15 protein-coding genes and 1 pseudogene are annotated in these 19,779 nt (G+C 55.7%); 9 read left to right on the top strand and 7 right to left on the bottom strand.

The genetic code is table 11. The features are described from left to right. Position 1: 1 nt before the first annotated feature. Complete coding sequence (locus TU86_RS17110) at positions 2–754, top strand: OmpA family protein (RefSeq protein WP_053076047.1); 753 nt, start codon at positions 2–4, stop codon at positions 752–754. Positions 755–1,070: 316 nt separating this feature from the next. Here TU86_RS17110 and TU86_RS17115 read toward each other — a convergent pair whose 3' ends face one another. From TU86_RS17115 to tssJ, 7 genes are all read right to left on the bottom strand, one after another. Continuing rightward, complete coding sequence (locus TU86_RS17115; RefSeq protein ID WP_157395917.1) at positions 1,071–1,514, bottom strand: hypothetical protein; 444 nt, start codon at positions 1,512–1,514, stop codon at positions 1,071–1,073. A 257-nt stretch (positions 1,515–1,771) separates the two neighbouring features. Beyond that, on the bottom strand, positions 1,772–2,788 hold the full coding sequence (locus TU86_RS17120; protein WP_048365499.1) for a PoNe immunity protein domain-containing protein: 1,017 nt from the start codon (positions 2,786–2,788) through the stop codon (positions 1,772–1,774). 4 nt (positions 2,789–2,792) lie between these two features. Then, positions 2,793–4,316: a hypothetical protein gene (locus TU86_RS17125; protein ID WP_048365500.1), complete on the bottom strand. Its 1,524-nt coding sequence runs from the start codon at positions 4,314–4,316 to the stop codon at positions 2,793–2,795. A 3-nt stretch (positions 4,317–4,319) separates the two neighbouring features. Then, positions 4,320–7,253: a type VI secretion system Vgr family protein gene (locus TU86_RS17130; protein ID WP_053076048.1), complete on the bottom strand. Its 2,934-nt coding sequence runs from the start codon at positions 7,251–7,253 to the stop codon at positions 4,320–4,322. An 11-nt stretch (positions 7,254–7,264) separates the two neighbouring features. Beyond that, positions 7,265–8,035: a type IVB secretion system protein IcmH/DotU gene (gene icmH / locus TU86_RS17135; RefSeq protein WP_048365501.1), complete on the bottom strand. Its 771-nt coding sequence runs from the start codon at positions 8,033–8,035 to the stop codon at positions 7,265–7,267. After that, a complete protein-coding gene (gene tssK / locus TU86_RS17140; RefSeq protein WP_048365502.1) occupies positions 8,032–9,378 on the bottom strand; it encodes a type VI secretion system baseplate subunit TssK in 1,347 nt (448 codons plus the stop codon). The genes icmH and tssK overlap by 4 nt, the downstream gene beginning before the upstream one ends. Positions 9,379–9,420: 42 nt before the next feature. Continuing rightward, positions 9,421–9,948, bottom strand: a complete 528-nt coding sequence (gene tssJ / locus TU86_RS17145; RefSeq protein WP_053076049.1) for a type VI secretion system lipoprotein TssJ — start codon at positions 9,946–9,948, stop codon at positions 9,421–9,423. Between the two features lie 669 nt (positions 9,949–10,617). Between tssJ and TU86_RS17150 the strand changes: the two genes are divergently transcribed. The 8 genes and pseudogenes from TU86_RS17150 (at position 10,618) to tssH (ending at position 19,766) form a co-directional block, all read left to right on the top strand. Then, complete coding sequence (locus TU86_RS17150) at positions 10,618–10,998, top strand: tetratricopeptide repeat protein (protein ID WP_157395918.1); 381 nt, start codon at positions 10,618–10,620, stop codon at positions 10,996–10,998. A 42-nt stretch (positions 10,999–11,040) separates the two neighbouring features. After that, positions 11,041–11,544 (top strand): annotated as a pseudogene (gene tssB / locus TU86_RS17155) (type VI secretion system contractile sheath small subunit). Continuing rightward, positions 11,541–13,031 carry a type VI secretion system contractile sheath large subunit gene (gene tssC, locus TU86_RS17160; protein WP_048365503.1) on the top strand — a complete coding sequence of 497 codons (1,491 nt, stop codon included), beginning with the start codon at positions 11,541–11,543 and terminating at the stop codon, positions 13,029–13,031. The pseudogene tssB and the gene tssC overlap by 4 nt, the downstream one beginning before the upstream one ends. A gap of 41 nt (positions 13,032–13,072) precedes the next feature. After that, positions 13,073–13,576, top strand: coding sequence for an Hcp family type VI secretion system effector (locus tag TU86_RS17165; RefSeq protein ID WP_048365504.1), 504 nt, complete (start codon positions 13,073–13,075; stop codon positions 13,574–13,576). Positions 13,577–13,685: 109 nt separating this feature from the next. Further along, complete coding sequence (tssE, locus tag TU86_RS17170; RefSeq protein WP_048365505.1) at positions 13,686–14,174, top strand: type VI secretion system baseplate subunit TssE; 489 nt, start codon at positions 13,686–13,688, stop codon at positions 14,172–14,174. A 6-nt stretch (positions 14,175–14,180) separates the two neighbouring features. After that, complete coding sequence (tssF, locus tag TU86_RS17175; RefSeq protein WP_048365559.1) at positions 14,181–16,007, top strand: type VI secretion system baseplate subunit TssF; 1,827 nt, start codon at positions 14,181–14,183, stop codon at positions 16,005–16,007. Further along, positions 15,971–17,053: a type VI secretion system baseplate subunit TssG gene (gene tssG / locus TU86_RS17180; protein WP_048365506.1), complete on the top strand. Its 1,083-nt coding sequence runs from the start codon at positions 15,971–15,973 to the stop codon at positions 17,051–17,053. Before tssF ends, tssG begins: the two co-directional genes overlap by 37 nt. 52 nt (positions 17,054–17,105) lie before the next feature. Beyond that, on the top strand, positions 17,106–19,766 hold the full coding sequence (gene tssH, locus TU86_RS17185; protein WP_048365507.1) for a type VI secretion system ATPase TssH: 2,661 nt from the start codon (positions 17,106–17,108) through the stop codon (positions 19,764–19,766). Positions 19,767–19,779: the final 13 nt, after the last annotated feature.

The following is a 19,779-nucleotide window of genomic DNA, read 5'->3' on the forward strand; positions in this document are numbered from 1 at the left end:
CATGCGTATTGCCTTAGGCTTTTTGCTCTCATTGATGTGCCTGACCGACGCTGCCCAGGCTGTCCAGGACAAGATTGTGGTCAGCGGCACCGTACCTACCGAGGCGATGAGGGCGCAAGTGCTCTCACGTTTGCGTGACCTGTACGGTGCCGAGAAAATTACCGATCAAATGGAAGTGGGGAATGTCGTAGCCCCGGCGAACTGGGATCAGTACGTATTGAAAATGCTTAGCCCAAATCTTCGGAATATTTCCGCCGGGCAGGTGCAAGTGGAAGGCAATCAGATCCGTGTCAGCGGTAATGTGAAGAACGAAGCGTTGCGTCAGGAGGTCACCAGTACGCTGGCCAGTTCCTTCAACCAAACTTATCAGGTGCATAACACGTTACAGGTCAGTTCGGGACAACAAGCACTGGATGAAACGTTGGGCCAACGCACCATTGAGTTTGAAAGCGGCAGTGCGATTCTTACCGCCAAGGGCCGTATCGTGCTGGATGAGATGGCGCAAGTTATACGCGAGCTGAACAATGCCCGGATTGCGATCATTGGCCACACCGACAATGTTGGGTTGCGTGAGAGCAACATCGAACTCAGCTTGGCGCGTGCGGCGGCGGTACGACAGTATTTGATCGGCAAGCGGATCGAGTCCAGCAGCATGTCAGTGACGGGTAGCGGGCCGGATGCGCCGATCGCTGACAACAGTACAGTGGAAGGGCGGAGCAAAAACCGTCGAATTGACTTCAAGATCTTGAATTGAAGGTCAGCACTTCACTGCGAAACTTACCCGCCTGGTGGGTTAAATACTGGTCCAGCGCCAGGAAGCGTTTACGCGTTTCATACTCAAACATCCGGATAGCCAGTCCGCTGACTAAACCGGCAAGCACGGCGGGTCTCAGCTGCAACGTGAATGAGTAACCAACTCCGAAGTGCCGCCGCTCAGGTTGCGGTGGCGCATTGTTGCAGCCCACCACTTAAATGGGCCGCTGGGTTCAACCAAGACCGTCGACGCAAGCTCGGAGGAACGATGTGTCCTCGCTTGATCATTTCTGGAGTAGGTTGATCCGTCTGGGTGCTTATGTCGTAGAAGGGCCCTGTTTAGATCGGCTGAATGCCTCTATCCCTAGCCGTCGTCGGCGTTTGAGCACTGCACCGCTGGTGACCCCGGCCAACTTGGCTATCTCGCTGTCTGGTTGAGTGCCAAGCAGCCCATCAAGACCTTCCCATGGTGATGGGTGTTGACTGCGTTGAGATTTGATTCCAATCTTTGTGCGCCGAAACGTCACGGCTGCTTTTGTAACTCCTGCGAGCTGGGCAACGATCTGGTCGGTCAATACGCCTAACAAGAAATCAAATCTGGTGATACGGCTCTGGGTTTTGCTGTTGTACGAGGCAATGCCCAGCCTAAGGCGGCGCTTGTTGACTGCGCCCTGAGTGACCTTGACCAGTTTGGCGATCTGCGCGTCAGGTTGGGTGCCCAAGAGGGCGTCGAATTTGTACAGATCGCTCTTGTTTTTCATCACCATCTCACCATCTCATCATTGGCTGACGGCGGCTTGTAGCCAAGGCCATTTGCAGAATAACGGGGGAGGGGCGGGTGGCAGGCAATCCTCCAGGACCTTTGCCAAAATCACCAAAACAACACGAGCCCCGAAATGATCAGGTAGTGGCGCGGGAGCAGACGCTCATTGGAGGGCTTTTTCGAGTTGAAGTGAATAGGGCTGTTCATTGGCGAATCTCGCATTGTCCTTTAGTAATTGCTTCATGCTTTGGTCGACTACAGCGTCGGCGCGGATTGATCCGGGCTCCATTGCCAGAAGGTTGTGCCGTAGTCGCTGCCCTCTATCGCCGGAAAGGCGATGCCTTGTTGGATGTAGCGTCGAGAGTTGGCCTTGGCGGGAGTGAACCACCAACCGGATTTCGGGCAGAGTTCGCCGGCAGTCTTGCGCGATATTGCAGAATTATCTGGTTGTGGCCTGCCCGGGGGACTACCAACGCTGCGGGCGTAATCCACCAGATCTTTTGGATAAAAGGGCATGTCGCGGTAGCTACTGTCGTCGATGCCAAGTATGAAGGTCATAGCTCCTGCCTCAAGTGACCAGTAGCCGGGAAAGAACGAACTCTTGTGTCGGTCGTGATAAGGCTCGCGACGACTGGCCAAATACCACTCTTTGAGATATTGAGACATCAGGGTTGGTTGTTCTTCAGGATCAGCCTGGAAAATTTTACGTGTTTTGCGGTAGGGAAGTTGTCGCGTGTAAACAGTCGCTACCGGGCGCCCAAGTAAGTATGGTGCCACTAAGTCTTCCAGTAACGAATCTTGGTCGTCGTTTTCATGAATAAGGAGATCTGCGATTTTTGCGAGTTTATCGCTGTGGCCAAGTAGAATGGCAAAACAGATCAGTTGCAGGGCTTCCCAATATTGACTGCCATAAAGGTCTAAGTGTGGAACTCTATGCCCATCGTTGTCGGTGCTAGATTCAAATTGAATTTGAGGTTCCATTGAGGCTAGCCAGAAATTGACTACCTCAGGGAAGAGATTAGATAACTCAACGATAGGGTGTCCCGCCGAATATCCGTAAATAATTGACTCGAGTCCTGCTTCAGCACGGCGCTTTGCTCCCCGCATAATACCCGCTTTGGGGCTGTCTTTTATTTTTTCGGGATTATTGAGGTTGTCGGTTATAATCTTGATGCTTTTATTGGCTGACTCTATTACGAATTTATAGTCAGCGTATTTTTGAAGTGGTTCGCGATGAGCTGCAATCCATGATTTATTTTCGAGGATTTCCATTTGATCAAGTTTCCAGGATGTGATCTGGGATTGTGACTATAGGAAGCTGGATTTTGTGTCGCGCACCTTTGCTTCTGTCGTGTATTTCATATTGCTTGCCCGTGACCATAAAGATTTCCCTGTTGTAGCAACTGATGCGTGAGAGTGACTCCTCTGCCTCGCGAATAGCTGTCAGTAGTTTCATTTTGTGAGAAGAAGGTATTGTCGTTTCTGAGATCAGTGATTGCTTTATCCAAAGGTGACTCATCTGCCGTCCTTTGTTTTTTGTTGAACTCAATGTTCCTGTCTGCTTGTCTGGGTCTGACAAGGCTTTTTCATTATCAATAGTGGCATAAGTATTACTTGAAGAGTCTTTGCTCATTGCCGTGTCTGGGTTGTATGGCTGTTTGTTATCCAGTACTTTGGCGGTATCGGCGCGGGTGCCTTCAACAGCTTTCCTATCGCCTTCGCTCATTGCCGCCAAGAAGCTGAACTGTGCCCAGATACTGCCTTTGGTTTCGCCAACGGTATAGGGTCTTCCTCTATGCTGGCCAAACCACAAGTGATCCAGTCCCTGACTACTTACGGCTGATTGGCGATGGGGTGTGCCGCCCTTCTTTTTGCTGCTTTCCCATTCTTCAGTCAACCGCCCGTTGTCGTTAATTTTTCGGCATGCTGGACGTGCGCTTTTTACGTAGTATTCGACAATATGCTCCGCCGGTACGCCCGTGGCCCAACGCTTGCGTTTACTCTGGCGAATTTGGTGGACTGTTGGCGTCTGGCTTCGGCTCGCGGGGTTCTTCCCCGTATTGTCAACTGCGGGCGAGGACGGCGTTTTGTTGCTGGCAGTTGCAGGGGAGGACGACGTTCGAGCCGCCGCCGGTGGTGTTGGCAAGCTGCGTTGTACTCCGGAAACCTGTGCGGTGCTCAGGACTTGGGGTTGGGATAGAAGCCCATTCACGGTTTTTTTTAGTTCGCCAATAGCTTTTTTTAGCATTGGCGAAGCTTGATTTTTCAGGTTGGTCAGTCCCTTGATCAATTCATTGGCTTGATTCCGGCCGGCCACCAGTTTTACCAGCCAACCATCGAGTGCGCTGATGAGGTTGTCGAGAATGCTATTGAGCATTTGCAGTGCCTCGCGCTCGACCTTGCTCCAATCCATGCTTTGAATTGCTGCGCGAGGGTTGACGCGCGTATAGGTACGCATGGCATCGAACACGCGATTAGCATTTTGCCCGCTGCGTGCCAGTTTAAAGGCTGCTTTAAAAGCGTCCCCAAAACCAGGAATACAGCCGATCAAGGTAATCAGCAGTTCCACCCAGCTGCTAATGCTGGTGGGCGACGCAGTGAGGGTGATAATGCAACGAATCAAATCGCGCAGATCGAATAGTTGGCCGACTACTGGAACGCAACCGAGTACAGCTGTAACGATGGCATGGGATGGTGTATTGCCCTTGCCGTCAAGCAAACCCAATAACCACTGGCCTGCAGTCTCGTCGGCTTGGCGTACCTGACGTGACAAAGCCGGTGCGGAAGACGGAGCACTCATGGATCAGGCCTCCTGCACTGGGCGAGGTGTGGGGTGGTCTTTTTTATAGTTAGCTACGTTGGGATCTGACTCTTCCGGGAGTTGGTATTCAAGAAACCCCTCGTGCTCTACTGGCATGCTTTCTTCCTGTATCGCTGCTATTTCATCGTCAAAGAAATACTCCTCAAGATGTGCTTGTTCAGTTTTTGAAAACTGCTCCAGCACTGACAGAGTTTCATTCTCGCTGTTGGGGGCTTTACCAAACGCCGGGTTCTTTAATGGAGGAATGAAATCATCGGGCTTTGTGCGATCGGTTTCTCCGTATTTGACTTCAGCCGGGAAGGGTGGTGGATTGTCAATAACTGCGGTGCCTTGTTCGTTTAGTGTTCCCGTCAAGGTTTGCCCATTACTGAAGCGCAGTGTGAAAGGAGCGCCGGTGACTGGAGACTGATCAAGGTAGTGATATGCAAGACTGAGGACTGCGGGCTTTACGCCGTCCGGCAGAATGGGGGGATTGAATAGTCCTTTTGCCCCACCCAGCAATGGATGCTCACTGCCCTTGACACTGAACACCCCCGGACAGGCAAAGGTGATGTCGGCGCCTTGCAACGTAATGCTCGCCGAACCGGCTTGCAGGACGATGCGGGTCTTGGCGATCAGGTCGATCCTCCCTGCCGTCGCGGTGAAGGTTGCCGCTTGGTCGGCCAACACCTCCATACGGTCGGTGTGTGCCTGCAGGCTGACTGCACCTGTCTCAGCCACGACCTTGGCGCCACCTTTGGCGGTATACCAATGCAGGTTGCCACCACTGGCCCCAGCGATGGTGTGAGCGGCGCTCAAATGCAGGTCCTGTTGACTGGTCACCTGTAGCTGCTGCCCGGCAAACACATGGCTGCTGGCGGGGCTGGCGACCGTTAGGTGATCTGGCGTTTCCAGCACTAAATGCGGCGCGCTGAAACGTTCGACTGCTTGTTCCGTGTCGGGTTGAGTGGTGCTTTGCCCATTGACCTGGGCGGGATAGTGCGCGCCCTTGCGTGGGTTCAACTCATCGCCTAACGCTTGTTGCGCAGCGTGAGCGGCCATGATCCCTGCCTGAGCTTGCTGCGCAGCCTGGCTCAAATGTTCGGCAGTGTTCATCGCGCCGTAGAGTTGGTCGAGGGCGTCGCTCATCTGCATCTGGGTGGCGTTTGCGCCAGTCTGGAGGCTGGCGGACAGGAGCAATCCTTCAGCGGCCCGAATCTGCCCCCAGCCTTGTGTGGACTGGCTGAACCCTAACCCCTGATAAGCATTGCGTTTGCTCCCTTCGCTGGCAATCGCATACCCCAGGGTGAGGGTGCTGCGCGCGGTCTGGTTACCTAGCTGCTGGCGCAGTTGGCCTTGGGCGTCATCCAGTTGCCAATGGCTGGCGGGTTGGCCATCCAGGCCAAGTGTTTGCACCCCACTGATCGTACCGGGATGGTTGGCAGGCGCGCCGATACCGGCACTGAAGGGGGCAGTGGCTTCGCCGTTGAACACCTGCGCGATGACCACCGGTTGATCAATGTCGGCATGGGTGTAGCTGATCACCACTTCACTGCCAATGCGCGGTGTGAAGTTCTGACCAAAGTGCGCACCGGCCAGGGCTTCGGCGACACGGATCCACGTGCCCGATGTTTCGTTGCCGGGGGCATGCGCGTTGTTCTGCAGCCCCCCCGCCAGAGGGCTTTCACCCCGTTGCCAAAAAAACTGTACCCGCACTTGGTGGTCACGGTTGCTGGTGATGACGTGCTGTTGCGCTCCGACCACGGTGGCTGTTTGTACACCGGGTGCTTGTGGACGGGGGCGTCGGGTTGGCACGATCGGTACGTTCGGCGCAACGGCGTGGAAGTGATTGGCGTAGGTGCCGCGCTCCAGAGCGGGGTCCCCCAGCCGATTGGCCAAAAGAAGGCCGAGATTATTGCTTGCCACATGCCTGATCTGCCGGCAAACCAGCGGGAGGGCACCCATGACTGGATGTTGCTCCACGGTATAGCGAATGCCCAGTTGCAGAGACCGCGTTGCGCTGTCTCCTTGATATCCATGGCGTGCAAGGCGACGCGAGTTCAACAGATGGTTGGCGGTCTGGCGTGCTTCGTTCGACGTCTCGAAAATGGCCGAAGGATTTGCATCGAACACTTCCAGCTCAGGCAACGCGGGGCCTTCGGCGATGGCGCTGTCAGCGGTCCCACTCAACCCTAGCAACTGCTCAGCGTTCCAGGCGCAGGTTGTGGCCGCATCAATAGTGATTTGGTGCTGCTCTTCCAGGTGGCGAATACCGTCATCCGCCTGCGGTGTATCCTCACGGGAAAAGACCAGCACACCACTGTCAGGCCATTGGTAGTCACGGTCAATAATCACCAGCCTGGCGCTATCCTTCCCGTTGCCCCCGTGTTCAAAATAGAAACTCAACCCCTCTTCGGATAACAGCCGGCAGACGAATTCAAAGTCGGTCTCGCGGTACTGCGTGCATAACGCACGTCTTGGTAGCAGTTGGGTAACCCGTGCATCCCACTGGGCGTGAGGGTAGCCCGCAAAAATTCGCGTGACTATCTCAAGCGCATTCAGATCCTGGAAGATCATTGTATTGCGGCGTCGCTTGAGTAAGCTCAACCAGGTTCCGGCATGCAGTCGATAGCGTGCGATACCACCGTCGCTGCCGTGCTGTTCTGCGCTGACCACGATGCCTTGCCAGCTGCGTTGCTGACCATCCAATTGCGTCAGTTGCAACTGCAGGGCTGTTCCCGGCAATGCAGCCAGATTCAACAAGGCTGAAGGGCTGATGCAGTCGAGCGTGAAGACTGGTTCTTCATTGATCGCTTCGAGGCTTTCCCAGTGCCGCACCACCAAAGCGTCGGGCAGAACCGTTTGCACGTGCAGCAGGCGGTTGTGCTGCGAGAGCAACGACCAGTCGGTGGCATCCATGTCAGCCGGTGTGAGCATGTGTAGCTCCTTCAGGGGAGGGTGATGGTCAGGCTGGCCGTGCGGGTCGGAAGCTGAATCACGTTGTCGAGTAAGGCCATTTGCGCTTGAGTGTCGGTTGAAAGCGTCAGGCTGAAGGCGGTAAAACTGATTGCCCCAACCACCCCCAAGACTAATGCGGGCGTCCATAACGGCACCTGACGACGCAGGAGGTGGGCGACACGGTCTGGTGAGGCCCAATGGGGGGCGAAAGCGGTTCGTTTGCCTTTGAGAAATACCAGCTCCTCGCCCAGGCGCGCCGTCAGATAGCCCAGCTGTTCCGAACCCTCCAGACGATATTTGCCCTGAAAGCCGATCAGCAGGCAAAGGTGGTAGACCTCCAGCGCCTGCAAGCGAACCGCACCTTTACTGCGCAGATCTTCCAGATAGGTGAAGAACTTGTCCCCCGCCAACTGATCACCGAACATCACCAACTGCATCGGATTGAGCTCCCACTGATCGCGGAAGGGGCAATCGGATGCGGAGAGAATCAGCTCGTCGATGGTTGCGCAAAACGCATACTTGGCTGCGTAGATGTCTTCGCTCGCGATACCCGCAGTAGCGGCAGCGTTCTCTATGCGGGTAAAAAACTGTTTGATCGCTGCGCTGAACGCTTGGTGGTGTTCTGGAGCTTGGCGGCGTTGAATCATCAGCAGCAGATAAAAGCCATCGGACATCAGGTCGATCAGACGCTGTGGAGCGTTGCCTGTGTGGCTGAGAAGTTCTGCCGGGGCAGGCATGTGAGGGGCGCTGGTATAGGTCATGGCATCAGGGCTAGCAATTCAAGTTTCAATTCGGAGAGGCCGTTGGGGATGTACACCGTAACGGTCTGGCTTTTAAGCATGTGTTCGTAAAGTGACCCGCGCGGCTCAAGGGCGAAATACAACATGCCTGGCCGCACAGGGATCGCGGACGGTGGCACGGGGGTGTAGGTCAATGTCACACCGGGCATAGAGGAGGTGACCAGTTTTTCAACCGCGTCTGGCGAGCCAATTTTTACTGTGCGCGGTACGATTTCTGCGAGCTCTGCGCCAGCCTTTTCCGCACTGACACCCAGGTAGAGGGTGCAATTGCCATCAATGCGCTCATTGTCCAGGCGCCCTTGGTGGTACGCCGGTTTCACTTGGGCGAGCGCAATGCTGAAGTAACGAGCAGAAATAACGGTGTCTACCAGCGTGTGAATAATGGCGAACAGGGTGTTGAAGCCAGGTGCTGGGTGGTTATGGTCGTAAGGTGGTAGATCCGCAAGGCGATGTGTCTTGGAAAACGTCAGCAGGGCGCCTGCCAAGCGAAGCAGTTCTTGATGAACGCGTTCGGGATGCAATCCCGGATGCTGGAAGAGGTGAGAAAGGCTGGCGCACGCGGTATTACTGGTGTGCAACAACCAGAATGACGCGATATCTCCGGCGCGGAACTCAACGACATTCTGAGAGGGCTCGCGGTGAGCTTCCTGCATGACCTGGACCTTGGCGTCGAGGGCTTCAAGCAGCTGTCGCAACTTGATCAGCAGGCTGGGCATGGCGGCCAAATTCACGGCGGGCGCCATGTACTGTTCGTCGACCTCAAAGCCTCCGGTGCTGCTGCGTTTCAAGCGCGCTATCGGGATGACTTCAAATGCATCATGCGCCTGGTCTTCCGTCAGCAAGCGAACGGCGGGGGCAAGGAATGCCACTTCGCTTTCTTCTGCTTCGGTGAACATATCCGCAGTTTGTTCGTTGTTCTGTGCATAGCGGCCAGCGTTTGCACCTGAGTCGCTGACGGCCAGATTGCGGCCGTGAGGGTTCAGTCGCGGCAGTGCCAGATACGTTGTGATTTCAGACACGCTGAGGGGGAGATCCTGAAGCCCAATGGCCGATGGCAGCGTGGCGCCTTCTGGCGCAGAGTACAGTTCACCGCCCGGAAACACGGCGGACACCTCCAGAACGCGTAACGTGCCTTGGGCCAGGCTCGCTTTGTCGAGTTTCAGGCGTTGAATGCCCCAGGCATAAGGCTGCAGCAACTGGCTCATCTGACTCAGCCTTGCCTCGTGATAGCGGTCCTGCTGTTGAAAAAGTTGCGGGCGCAGAAACAGCCCTTCACCCCACAGTATTTTGGCGTTATGACTCAATGGTGGGACTCCTGTCGGGCGCGGCGGGTGGAAGCACCGTGCTCATCTTTTGCTCTGGCATTTGACCGTCGCCAGTGTGTCGGTGGCGCCTGCGGCTGTGTTGATCAGTGCTCCTTGGGTGGAGGTGAGGGCGCAGGCATGAACCCCCAGGGTGATCCCCGTCAGAGCCGAAGCGTTGGCTTCATACGCAAAACGCCAACGCCGCTCGGCCGGTTCCCGGAAAAACGCAACAATGCCAATGTAGGCGGCACCGTTTTCCAGCTTTTCGTTGAGTTCGTAATGCTGCTCCGGCAGCAACAACATTTCCCTTACGCTGACCAAGTCTGAGCCTAGTGCTCTGAGTTCCTGCGCATCGTCTAGGAAGCTGTCGAAAGGTGTCTGTTCAAAGCGTTCGGTAGCGCGCAAGTGATAAATTTTAATGACTTGTGCCAGCGGTTTTTTATGGGTTCCCTGATTCATATTGGCGGCGGCATGGATGCGTAGGGGGACCTGGGTGTTCTTATCCTTCGGTGTTTCATTGCTTGAGCAGCCAATCAAAAAAAATATTCCAACCAGAGGCAGGTGCTTCATTTTACTTCCAAGTGCAGTTATAAAAGCGATGAGGTGATGAAGAGAGGGCTTTTTTTGTGTTTGCATCGGTAAGTGGCTCTAGAGCATATAAAGAAGTGGTGTGGCAGTTGAGTTCTAGCTCTAAGTTGGTCCGGAGGCCATTGGCCTCTCAGAAATTGCTTGCGCGCAGATGCACTGTTATCGCCGCGTGTGCGCTTGTTTATAAGAATTCATAGCGCTCAATTTGAGAGGTTTATCTACTTTGGTCAAGTGCGAGTAGGGGGTTTGGCTGTTTTAGTTTCTGTAAAGAGGTTGTTGTTCTTTGGTTCTGTAAGATGTTTTTATTTGTGTTGTGGGAAATGTTACTGGCTAATAGATTCCCTGAAAATTCTATAGAATTTGTTTGCAAGCCTTTTTCGGTTGCTATACGGTTCGGTTTCTTGCCAGTGCCGGTAGTTGTTTGCCGGATCACTGGATAACTCTAACGTTATACACGGATCTTTTAGTCAGGGAGGGATTGCTGTGCGTGCCATTCTTATTGTGATTGGTTTTCTAATAGTGTCAGGGTGCGCAATGCAATCTGCACAAGAGCCAGTCCCAACGTTTGAACACTTAATGTTTAAAGCAGATGAACGTATTCAAGCGCGCAACTTCGAAGCGGGTAGGAAGTTGCTGTCAGAAGCTGCATCCATGGAGCCCACTCGAAAAGAGCCTTGGTTGCGTCGAGCTGAGCTGGAGTTCAAAGCTGAGAATTATGGTGCCGCGATTCTGGCCGCGCAGGAAGTGTTGCAGCGCGATGCAGCTAATACCCGTGCTGACGCCATTCTGACCGTCTCGGGCTTGCGAGTCGCGGTGCAGTCGTTGGGAAGGCTACGCGATGAAAAAGACGTCAACGGCCCAGTGCATCAAGAGGCGCAAAAACTTGCTGCGAGACTGCGCGAAACCCTGGGAGCCAAGGCTTTGCTGCCCAAGGCCAAAACTGCGCCACGTAAGTCGGTGCCTGCACCCGCCAAAGCCACGCCAGCGGCATCGAGCTCCAATCCGTTCTCCAGCCTGCCGGGCATGAATTGAGCGTGAACCTTAAGTAAGTATTTGATCGAGGCGGTACCTGCTATGGCTAAGAAGGAAAGTGTGCAAAAACGCCTGCAAAAGGTGCGGGCGCCGAGGATTCAGCTGACCTACGACGTTGAGATTGGCGATGCCATCGAGCAGAAAGAGTTGCCCTTTGTGGTCGGTGTATTGGGTGATTTTTCCGGGAATCCGGAAACACCTCTGGCTCGTCCCAAGGATCGCAAATTCGTGTCGCTTGATCGGGATAATTTTGACGAGGTCATGGCGGCGATGACGCCACGTGCCACGTATCGGGTGGCCAACGCACTGACCGGGGAGGGGGAGTTCGGCGTGACCTTGAACTTTCAATCACTGGAAGATTTTGGACCAGAGGCACTCATTCGCTAGGTGCCAGCACTGCATAAGCTACATGAGGCCCGTAGCAAACTGGCAGACATGCGCAACAAGATCTCGACCAACGAGACCCTTGAGGATGTGCTCAGCGACGTGCTGACGAACACCGAGCAGATGGCCACGATTCGACGTGAATCTCAGGGGGATGTATGAGCACCGCAAACGCTTCTGGTGATATGAGTGCTCCACTGTTAAATGAAGGGGCCAGCTTGCTTGATCAGGTGGTCGAGCAAAGCAAGATTGCCAAATCCGAGTCGGAGCACCTTCGAGCGCGTGACCTGATCGCCGAGTTGGTTGCTGAGGTCATGCAGGGTACGGTCGTGGTCTCGGAGAACCTCGCTCGTAGCCTGGATGCGCGTATTGCAGAGCTGGATCGTATGCTCTCGGAACAGCTGTCGCTGGTCATGCACGCCGCAGAATTTCAGAAGCTCGAATCCAGTTGGCGCGGCTTGCACCATTTGGTGACTGAGTCGACTACCGGGGCCATGATCAAAATCAAGGTTTTCAACGCCTCGAAAAAAGAGCTGATGCGCGACTTCAAGGCCGCATTGGAGTTCGACCAAAGCTCGCTATTCAAGAAGATCTACGAGGAAGAGTTTGGCACCTTTGGTGGTGCGCCGTTTGGTGCATTGATTGGTGACTATGCGATCACCCGTCAGCCAGAAGACCTGTACTTCCTTGAGCAAATGTCCCATGTCGCGGCTGCCGCCCATGCGCCATTCATAACGGCGCCTGCGCCGGAGCTGCTTGGCCTGGAGAGCTTTGCCGACCTGGGCCGCCCGCGCGATATGGCCAAGGTATTTGATACGGTTGAATACGCCAAGTGGAAATCCTTGCGCGAATCTGAAGATGCGCGCTATGTGGGCTTGGCGTTGCCGCGCTTCCTGGGGCGCCTACCGTACAACCCTATTGATGGCATCACCATTGATAGCTTCCCATTCGTAGAGGATGTAGACGGTCGCGACCACTCTCGATACCTGTGGTGTAACGCTGCTTACGCCCATGGCGCGCGTCTTACGCAAGCGTTTGAGAACTTCGGATGGTGTGCCGCCATTAGAGGCGTTGAGGGTGGTGGTCTGGTGGAAGGGCTGCCGACTCATACCTTCAACACCGATGATGGTGAAGTGGCGCTCAAGTGCCCGACTGAAGTGGCCATCACTGACCGCCGGGAAAAAGAACTCAGCGATCTTGGCTTTATTTCCCTGGTGCATTGCAGGAACACCGATTACGCGGCTTTTTTTGGCGCGCAGTCGTTGCAAAAGCCGCGTAAGTACAACACCGACGCGGCCAACGCCAACGCGCTGCTGTCCTCGCAACTGCAGTACATCTTCGCTGTGTCGCGGATTGCTCACTACCTCAAGTCGATGATGCGCGACAAGATTGGCAGCTTCGCTTCGGTGTCCAGCGTTTCAACCTTTCTGAACACCTGGATCAGCCAATACGTGCTGCTCAATGACAACGCGAGTCAGGAGGCTAAAGCCCAATATCCCTTGCGTGAAGCGTCTATTCAGGTCTCCGAAGTGCCCGGTCGTCCTGGCGTATTCCGCGCCGTGGCGTTCCTACGCCCCCATTACCAACTTGACGAACTGTCGGTGTCTTTGCGCCTGGTCGCGGAGCTGCCCGCGGGCGTGAAGGCATAAAGTCACTGTTGCACCAACCCTCCCTAAAAAAGGACGAAGTAATGAAAGACATCTACCTCAAAATTGGACAGCCGGATGTTAAGGGTGAGTCGCTGGATAAGGACCACGCGGACTGGTTGGAAATCGACTCCTGGGTGCATGAAATCCGCCAGCCGAAATCGTCAACGGCGTCTGCGACCGGCGGCAACACGGCCGAGCGTTGCGAGCACGATGCGATGGAGTTCACCAAGGCGATGGACGTGACAAGCCCTCAGTTGTATGAGGCAGCGTCCAGCGGTACCACCTTCAAAGAAATCACCATCGAGTTCTTTAAACGAGACGGCGAAGGCAATCGCGTGAAGTACTTGGCGATTGATTTGAAAAACGCCGTGGTGGCCAGCATTTCGCCCAAAGTCGTGGCGGGGCAGGAGCCTATGGAAACCTTCAAGTTGAAGTACGCCGCCGTGCAATGGCGTTACACCCAGAAAGCCAGTGGTGGCGGTCAGCAGGGCAACACCCAAGGCGCTTGGAGCTTGACCAAGAACGACAAGTCGTTCGCGGTCTGATTGATGCGTTAAGTCGGGCCATGACGTGGTCATGGCCTCGAACTATTTTTCCAAACATTTTCTGCATGGCTCTGGGTGAAAACCTCTCGGACCAAAGGACTACTTCTGCGTGAAAGGATACGAACCTAGCCTGCTGGAAAAGCTCTTTGATGAGGCGCCGCACAGCGTTGCTCAGGGTAAATTTACCCGGCACACCCTGGAGCAGTTCAAGGAGTCCGTAGCGCTGGATGTTGAGGCTTTGCTCAACAGTCGGTTGGTCATGGAGGAGCACGTTTTAAAAGAATTCCCGCATTGCCAGGCGTCATTGATGACCTACGGCTTGCGCGATGTTTCAAGCCGCAGCTTGGCCAGCTCGGTGGACCGTGCGTTTATCTGCACGGCATTGGAAAAGGCCATCACCTTGCACGAAACCCGCTTGAAAGATATCCGGGTATCTCTGGATGAGCACCGGCGCGCGTCGGGGGGGTTACGCTTCTCGATCAGCGCCATGCTGATTGTTCATCCGGCACGTGAACCCGTCAGTTTCGATGCGTTGTTGCAGCCCAGCACGTTGCAGTACCGCGTCAGTAAAACCCGACGCTTGGCGGTGAGTGAATAAATGTCCATGGATGATCTCCTGCCGTTTTACGAACGCGAGCTGGCTTTTCTGCGCAGCTACTCTCGTCAGTTTTCTGAACGCTACCCGAAAATTGCCGGACGGCTGCTGCTGGCTGGCGACGTCAGTGAAGATCCCCACGTCGAGCGGATGATCCAGTCGTTTGCCCTGATGGGCGCACGTATTTCGAAAAAGATTGAAGACGATTACCCCGAATTTACCGAAGCACTGCTGCAAGTGCTGTACCCGCACTACTTGCGACCCTTTCCTACTTGTTCGATTACCGAATTCGATCTCGGTGATGGTGCCGGGCAACTCTCCGAATGCGTGACATTGCCGCGCGGAACGGAGTTGCTGTCCCGTCCGGTGCGGGGTGTGGAGTGCCGGTTTCGTACGGTCTACGACGTGACCTTGGCGCCATTGCGTATTGCTTCGGCGCGTTTTAGCCCATTGGTGCAAGCGCCCCGTGCCGTACAACTGCCGCTCAAGGCCAGCGCCCAGCTTTCAATTACCTTTGAGCTCCTGTCCACTCATGGCTCCATGCGGGAGCTGGGTCTGGATCATGTTCGACTGTTTATCGACGGTGAGCCGTCGTTTTGTGCAGTGCTGCGTGATGTGCTCGCGCTGAACGTCGCAAAGGCCTATCTCGAGTCGAGCGACAGCGGACAATGGCAGGCACTCTCCGCGTCACCGATGAAAAGTGTCGGTTTTGCCGAAAATGAGGCGCTGATTGACTGGCCGGCGCGGGCTCATCCGGCGTATCGGTTGTTGACAGAATTTTTCGCGTTCCCAGAGAAATTTGGTTTCTATGACTGCGATTTGAGCGGCGCTCAAGGCCGGCGTTTCACGCTGCATCTATTGCTCAGCGATGTGCTGTCTGGTTCGACTGCTTCGCGCCTGTTGGAAGGGTTATCCGCCGCTAATGTGCGCTTGCACTGTACGCCAGTTGTGAACCTGTTTCGACAGCATGCACGTCCTATTTTGGTGTCGCACCAGGCCGTGTCTTACAACGTTGTCGGAGACCAACAAGCGGCGTCTGCGTTTGAAGTGCATGCCATTGAATCGGTCACCCGGACCACCGAAACAGCGGATGGAGAATCCCAGAGTGAGATCCGGCCATTTTATTCGTTGCACCACGGCGAATGCCAGGAACGTAACGGCCTTTACTGGGTAGCGCACCGGGATGAAAATCTGGCGCGTAGAAGCCCAGGTCATGAATTGCAATTGACCATCGTCGATCCTGACATGGATCCCATTTCTCCAGGTAATTCATCGTTAAGCCTGGAGCTGACTTGTAGCAATCGCAATCTACCTGAGCAGCTTGCCTACGGCGTGCCGAGTGGCGATTTACGCATGCCTGGTGGCTCCCTGGCACAGCGTATTTCGCTGTTGCGCAAACCTACGGCCGCCGTGCGTTTTGCCTGTGATCGTGGTGCGCAATGGCGCTTGATTTCGCATTTGTCGCTCAACCATTTGTCGCTGGTCGAGGGTGGGGCTGTTGCGTTTCGCGAAATGCTCAAGCTGTACGACTTGCAACGCTCAGCCACGACGGCCCGGCAAATTGAAGGCATACACGCGTTGAGTCACCGCCCGGTCACCGCCTGGCTGCCCGGCAAATACTTCGCCAGCGTGGCGCGTGGGACTGAAATACGGTTGGTGATCGATGAGGACAGCTTTGTCGGTATCGGCTTGCACATCTTTGCCCAGGTGGTGGATCACTTCTTTGGGCTTTACGTTCATGCCAACAGCTTCACGCAGTTGGTGCTGATATCCAAACACAGCGGTGAGGAGGTCCTTCGATGCCAACCCCGAAGCGGCGACTCGATATTGGTGTGATCGCTCGGATGGTCGAGCAGCCTTATCGCTATGAATTTTTCCAGGCGGTTCGGGTGCTTGAGCATCTGTTTGTTGGACAAGGCGACCGCCCAGGCGATGTGGTGGGTAAGCGTCTGCAATTTCACAACACCCTAACCCTGGGTTTTCCCGCCAGTGAGCTTGAGCGGATGGAGGTGTTGGCAAACACCCCCGAACAGGGGTTGGAACGTGTTGAGCGATGGCAGGCGCATTTTCAGGGCCATCTTGATTCGGTGGCACTGACCCCGGCGTTCTTTGGCCTGCTGGGAGGGCAGGGGGCGTTACCACTGTCCTACACCGAGCGACTGGGAGAGCGGGAGGTGGTCCACCGTGATCGGGCCGCGCGAGCGTTTCTGGACATCTTCAGCAACCGCGCCACGGCGCTGTTCTACGGCGCCTGGAAGAAGTACCGACTCGCCTTGCAGTATGAGCTGGATCGCCAGGGGCGTTTTCTGCCGTTGACCCAAGCCTTAACTGGGTTGACGCAACGCTTTCTTTCCAACGACCCCGAGTCGGGTGGTGTATCCGACCAAGCCCTTGCGTTCTACAGCGGGGCCATCGGTCATCGGCCGTTGTCGGCGGCGTATTTGCAACGCGTGCTCAGCGAATATTTCCAGGTGCCCGTACGAATTGAGCAGTTTGTTGGCGGTTGGCATTCGGTACCGACGGATCAACGCTCCCACCTTGGCGCCCCCGGCTTGACGTTGGGACGCAATGCCTTGGTCGGTGGCCGTGTCTGGCAGTGCGATTTGCGCATGCGCTTATGGATAGGTCCGCTGTTGCGCGAAACGTTTGATGACTTCTTGCCCGGTGCGAACGCTGCCAAGGCGCTGGCAACATGGCTGATCTTGATGGTCGGTAGCAGCCTGGAGTTTGAGGTGTGCCTGGTCTTGCAAGCCGATCAGGTGGCCGGGGTAACCCTGTCACCAACGGGCAGCAGGCGGCTGGGCAGGGATGCGTTTTTGGTCACCCAGGCCCAACAAGTGGATCGCACCGACGCCCGTTACCAGATCGCCACATTGCATTGAACACCTGGGTCAACGCTGACGGCTTGACCCCGACATTTATCAAGGACGCACGATGAGCACTTCACTGAAAACCCTGATCGCCAAACTCAACACCACCTGCCGTCAAGCCGCCGAACAAGCTGTCTGCCGTTGCCGGGCGCGTGGGCACTTTGAGGTGGAGGTTGAACATCTGTTGTTGGCCTTGTTGGAGCAGCGCCACAGTGATGTGTCCGTCATCGTCAAACGAAGCGGCTTGAGCCTGGAAAAACTGGAAGCGGAACTCAGTCAGGAACTGGACACGTTACGTGACGGTAACACCCGCACCCCGGTGTTCTCCACGCAACTGCCGGTGTGGCTCGAAAGTGCCTGGCTGATTGCCTCCCTTGAAGCACAGGACGGCGCTATTCGCAGCGGTCATTTACTGCTGGCGTTACTGACCCAGCCGGCGCTGGTGCAAAGGGCGACCCGTAGCTCAACGGTGCTGGCGCAATTGTCGGTTGAAGACCTTAGGGGGCATTTTGACCGGTTCACCGAAGGCTCTCAGGAGCAGGATCATGTTAGCGATACTGCGCCTGAGGCAGAGGCCAGTGAGGGGGCGGCTGTACGGGTGAAAACACCGGCGCTGGATCAGTTCACCACCAGCCTGACCCAGCGCGCCCGCGACGGACACCTGGACCCGGTTATTGGCCGTGAGGTGGAAATTCGCCAAGTGATCGACATCCTCATGCGCCGCCGGCAAAACAACCCGATCCTTACCGGTGAAGCCGGTGTGGGCAAAACGGCGGTGGCCGAAGGCTTGGCGCACGCCATCGCCGTCGGCGATGTGCCCAGTGCGTTGCTGGGTGTTGAATTGCTGGCGTTGGACATGGGGTTGTTGCAGGCCGGGGCCAGCGTCAAAGGTGAGTTTGAACTGCGCCTTAAAAACGTGATTGAAGAGGTCAAGAAACACCCGGTTCCCATCATTCTGTTTATCGACGAAGCCCACACGTTGATCGGTGCAGGGGGCACGGCCGGGCAAAATGATGCTGCCAACTTGCTCAAACCGGCCTTGGCGCGTGGGGAACTGCGCACCTTGGCGGCCACTACGTGGTCCGAGTACAAAAAGTACTTTGAAAAAGACGCCGCTCTGACCCGACGCTTCCAGATGGTCAAGGTCGATGAACCGTCCGAGCCGGTAGCCGCCGCGATGTTGCGCGCGTTGGTGCCGTTGATGGAACAGCATTTCAACGTCCGTGTGCTGGATGAGGCGGTCACTGAAGCGGTGCGCTTGTCGCATCGCTATATAAGTGCCCGGCAACTGCCGGACAAGGCCGTCAGCGTATTGGACACGGCCTGTTCAAGAGTCGCCTTGAGCCAAGGTGTTCGGCCTGCGGTGATCGCGGTTCTTCAGAAACAACTTGAGCAACTTGAGGTCCAGCGCCAGGCGTTGAATCGTGAACTCGCTAGCGGCGGTCAGCACGAAAAGCGACTCAGTGAACTGCAAGCTCAATCCGCGACGCTGAAGCAACAGCTGGACGACGCCAATGCGCTTTGGCAGCAAGAAGCGCAGCTGGTCCAACGTATCGCTGAGCTACGTGGTGAGTTGGAGGAGGGTATGCCCTCTGTCAATTCGTTGACGACGGGGCGTAAAAAAGCGCCCGTGTCACCTCAACGCTTGGAACTGGCCCGGGCGATGGAAGCCTTGGCCAACGTGCAAGGGGAAAACCCCTTACTGCCGTTGCAAGTTGACGCTAATGTCATTGCCCAGGTGGTGTGCGCGTGGACCGGCATTCCTTTGGGCAAGATGGTCAAGGACGAGATTCGCACGGTGCGCACCTTGGGTGATGTGTTGGAAGCGCGGGTGATCGGTCAGTCCCATGCTTTGGCTGCTATCGCACAGCGGGTGCGCACCGCTCGCGCTTATCTTGAAGACCCCAATAAACCCAAGGGTGTGTTTCTGTTCGTCGGACCTTCCGGCGTAGGCAAGACTGAGACCGCCCTGGCCTTGGCCGATGCGCTGTATGGCGGCGAACGCAAGCTGATCACCTTCAATATGAGCGAATACCAGGAGGCCCACAGCGTCTCAGGACTCAAAGGCTCACCGCCCGGCTACGTCGGTTACGGAGAAGGCGGGCAACTGACCGAAGCCGTTCGGCGCAACCCGTACAGCGTGGTGCTGCTCGACGAAGTGGAAAAGGCCCACCCGGACGTGCTCGAACTGTTTTACCAGGTGTTTGACAAAGGCGTGTTGGACGACGCCGAAGGTCGTGAGATCGACTTTCGTAACACACTGATCATCCTCACCAGCAATACCGCCTCGTCGTTGATCATGCAGGCATGTCTCAACAAAACGTCTGATGAACTGCCGGATGTCAAACAGCTGTCGGAACTGATCCGCCCCACGCTGTACAAGACCTTCAAGCCTGCCTTTCTGGGCCGGATGGATGTCGTGCCTTACTACCCGATCAACGATGATGCGTTGGCCGCGATTATCCGCTTGAAACTGGATCGCGTCGGTCGCCGTGTCGAGGCCAATCACCAGGCCGAGTTCCACTACGACGATGCTTTGGTCGAGTCACTGCTGATGCGTTGCACCGAAGTCGACATCGGTGCCCGTGCCGTTGACCAGATCATCAATGGCAGCCTGCTTCCGGAAATCGCCGATGCCGTGTTGGCACGCATGGCCGACGGGCAGGCCCTCTCTAGAATCAAAGTCGGCGCCAATAAGCGCGGCTTTACCTACCAGATCAAGTGAACTCCATCAGGAA

Source organism: Pseudomonas weihenstephanensis, from assembly GCF_001043055.1.
Lineage (GTDB): Bacteria > Pseudomonadota > Gammaproteobacteria > Pseudomonadales > Pseudomonadaceae > Aquipseudomonas > Aquipseudomonas weihenstephanensis.

Excerpts from the sequence above, each read along its gene's own strand:
- TU86_RS17125 (WP_048365500.1), bottom strand. The coding sequence starts at position 4,316 with ATGAGTGCTCCGTCTTCCGCACCGGCTTTGTCACGTCAGGTACGCCAA.
- TU86_RS17120 (WP_048365499.1), bottom strand. The coding sequence starts at position 2,788 with ATGGAAATCCTCGAAAATAAATCATGGATTGCAGCTCATCGCGAACCA.
- TU86_RS17150 (WP_157395918.1), top strand. The coding sequence starts at position 10,618 with ATGGAGCCCACTCGAAAAGAGCCTTGGTTGCGTCGAGCTGAGCTGGAG.
- TU86_RS17110 (WP_053076047.1), top strand. The coding sequence starts at position 2 with ATGCGTATTGCCTTAGGCTTTTTGCTCTCATTGATGTGCCTGACCGAC.
- tssJ (WP_053076049.1), bottom strand. The coding sequence starts at position 9,948 with ATGAAGCACCTGCCTCTGGTTGGAATATTTTTTTTGATTGGCTGCTCA.
- TU86_RS17165 (WP_048365504.1), top strand. The coding sequence starts at position 13,073 with ATGAAAGACATCTACCTCAAAATTGGACAGCCGGATGTTAAGGGTGAG.
- TU86_RS17115 (WP_157395917.1), bottom strand. The coding sequence starts at position 1,514 with ATGAAAAACAAGAGCGATCTGTACAAATTCGACGCCCTCTTGGGCACC.
- tssF (WP_048365559.1), top strand. The coding sequence starts at position 14,181 with ATGGATGATCTCCTGCCGTTTTACGAACGCGAGCTGGCTTTTCTGCGC.
- TU86_RS17130 (WP_053076048.1), bottom strand. The coding sequence starts at position 7,253 with ATGCTCACACCGGCTGACATGGATGCCACCGACTGGTCGTTGCTCTCG.
- icmH (WP_048365501.1), bottom strand. The coding sequence starts at position 8,035 with ATGACCTATACCAGCGCCCCTCACATGCCTGCCCCGGCAGAACTTCTC.
- tssC (WP_048365503.1), top strand. The coding sequence starts at position 11,541 with ATGAGCACCGCAAACGCTTCTGGTGATATGAGTGCTCCACTGTTAAAT.
- tssH (WP_048365507.1), top strand. The coding sequence starts at position 17,106 with ATGAGCACTTCACTGAAAACCCTGATCGCCAAACTCAACACCACCTGC.
- tssG (WP_048365506.1), top strand. The coding sequence starts at position 15,971 with ATGCCAACCCCGAAGCGGCGACTCGATATTGGTGTGATCGCTCGGATG.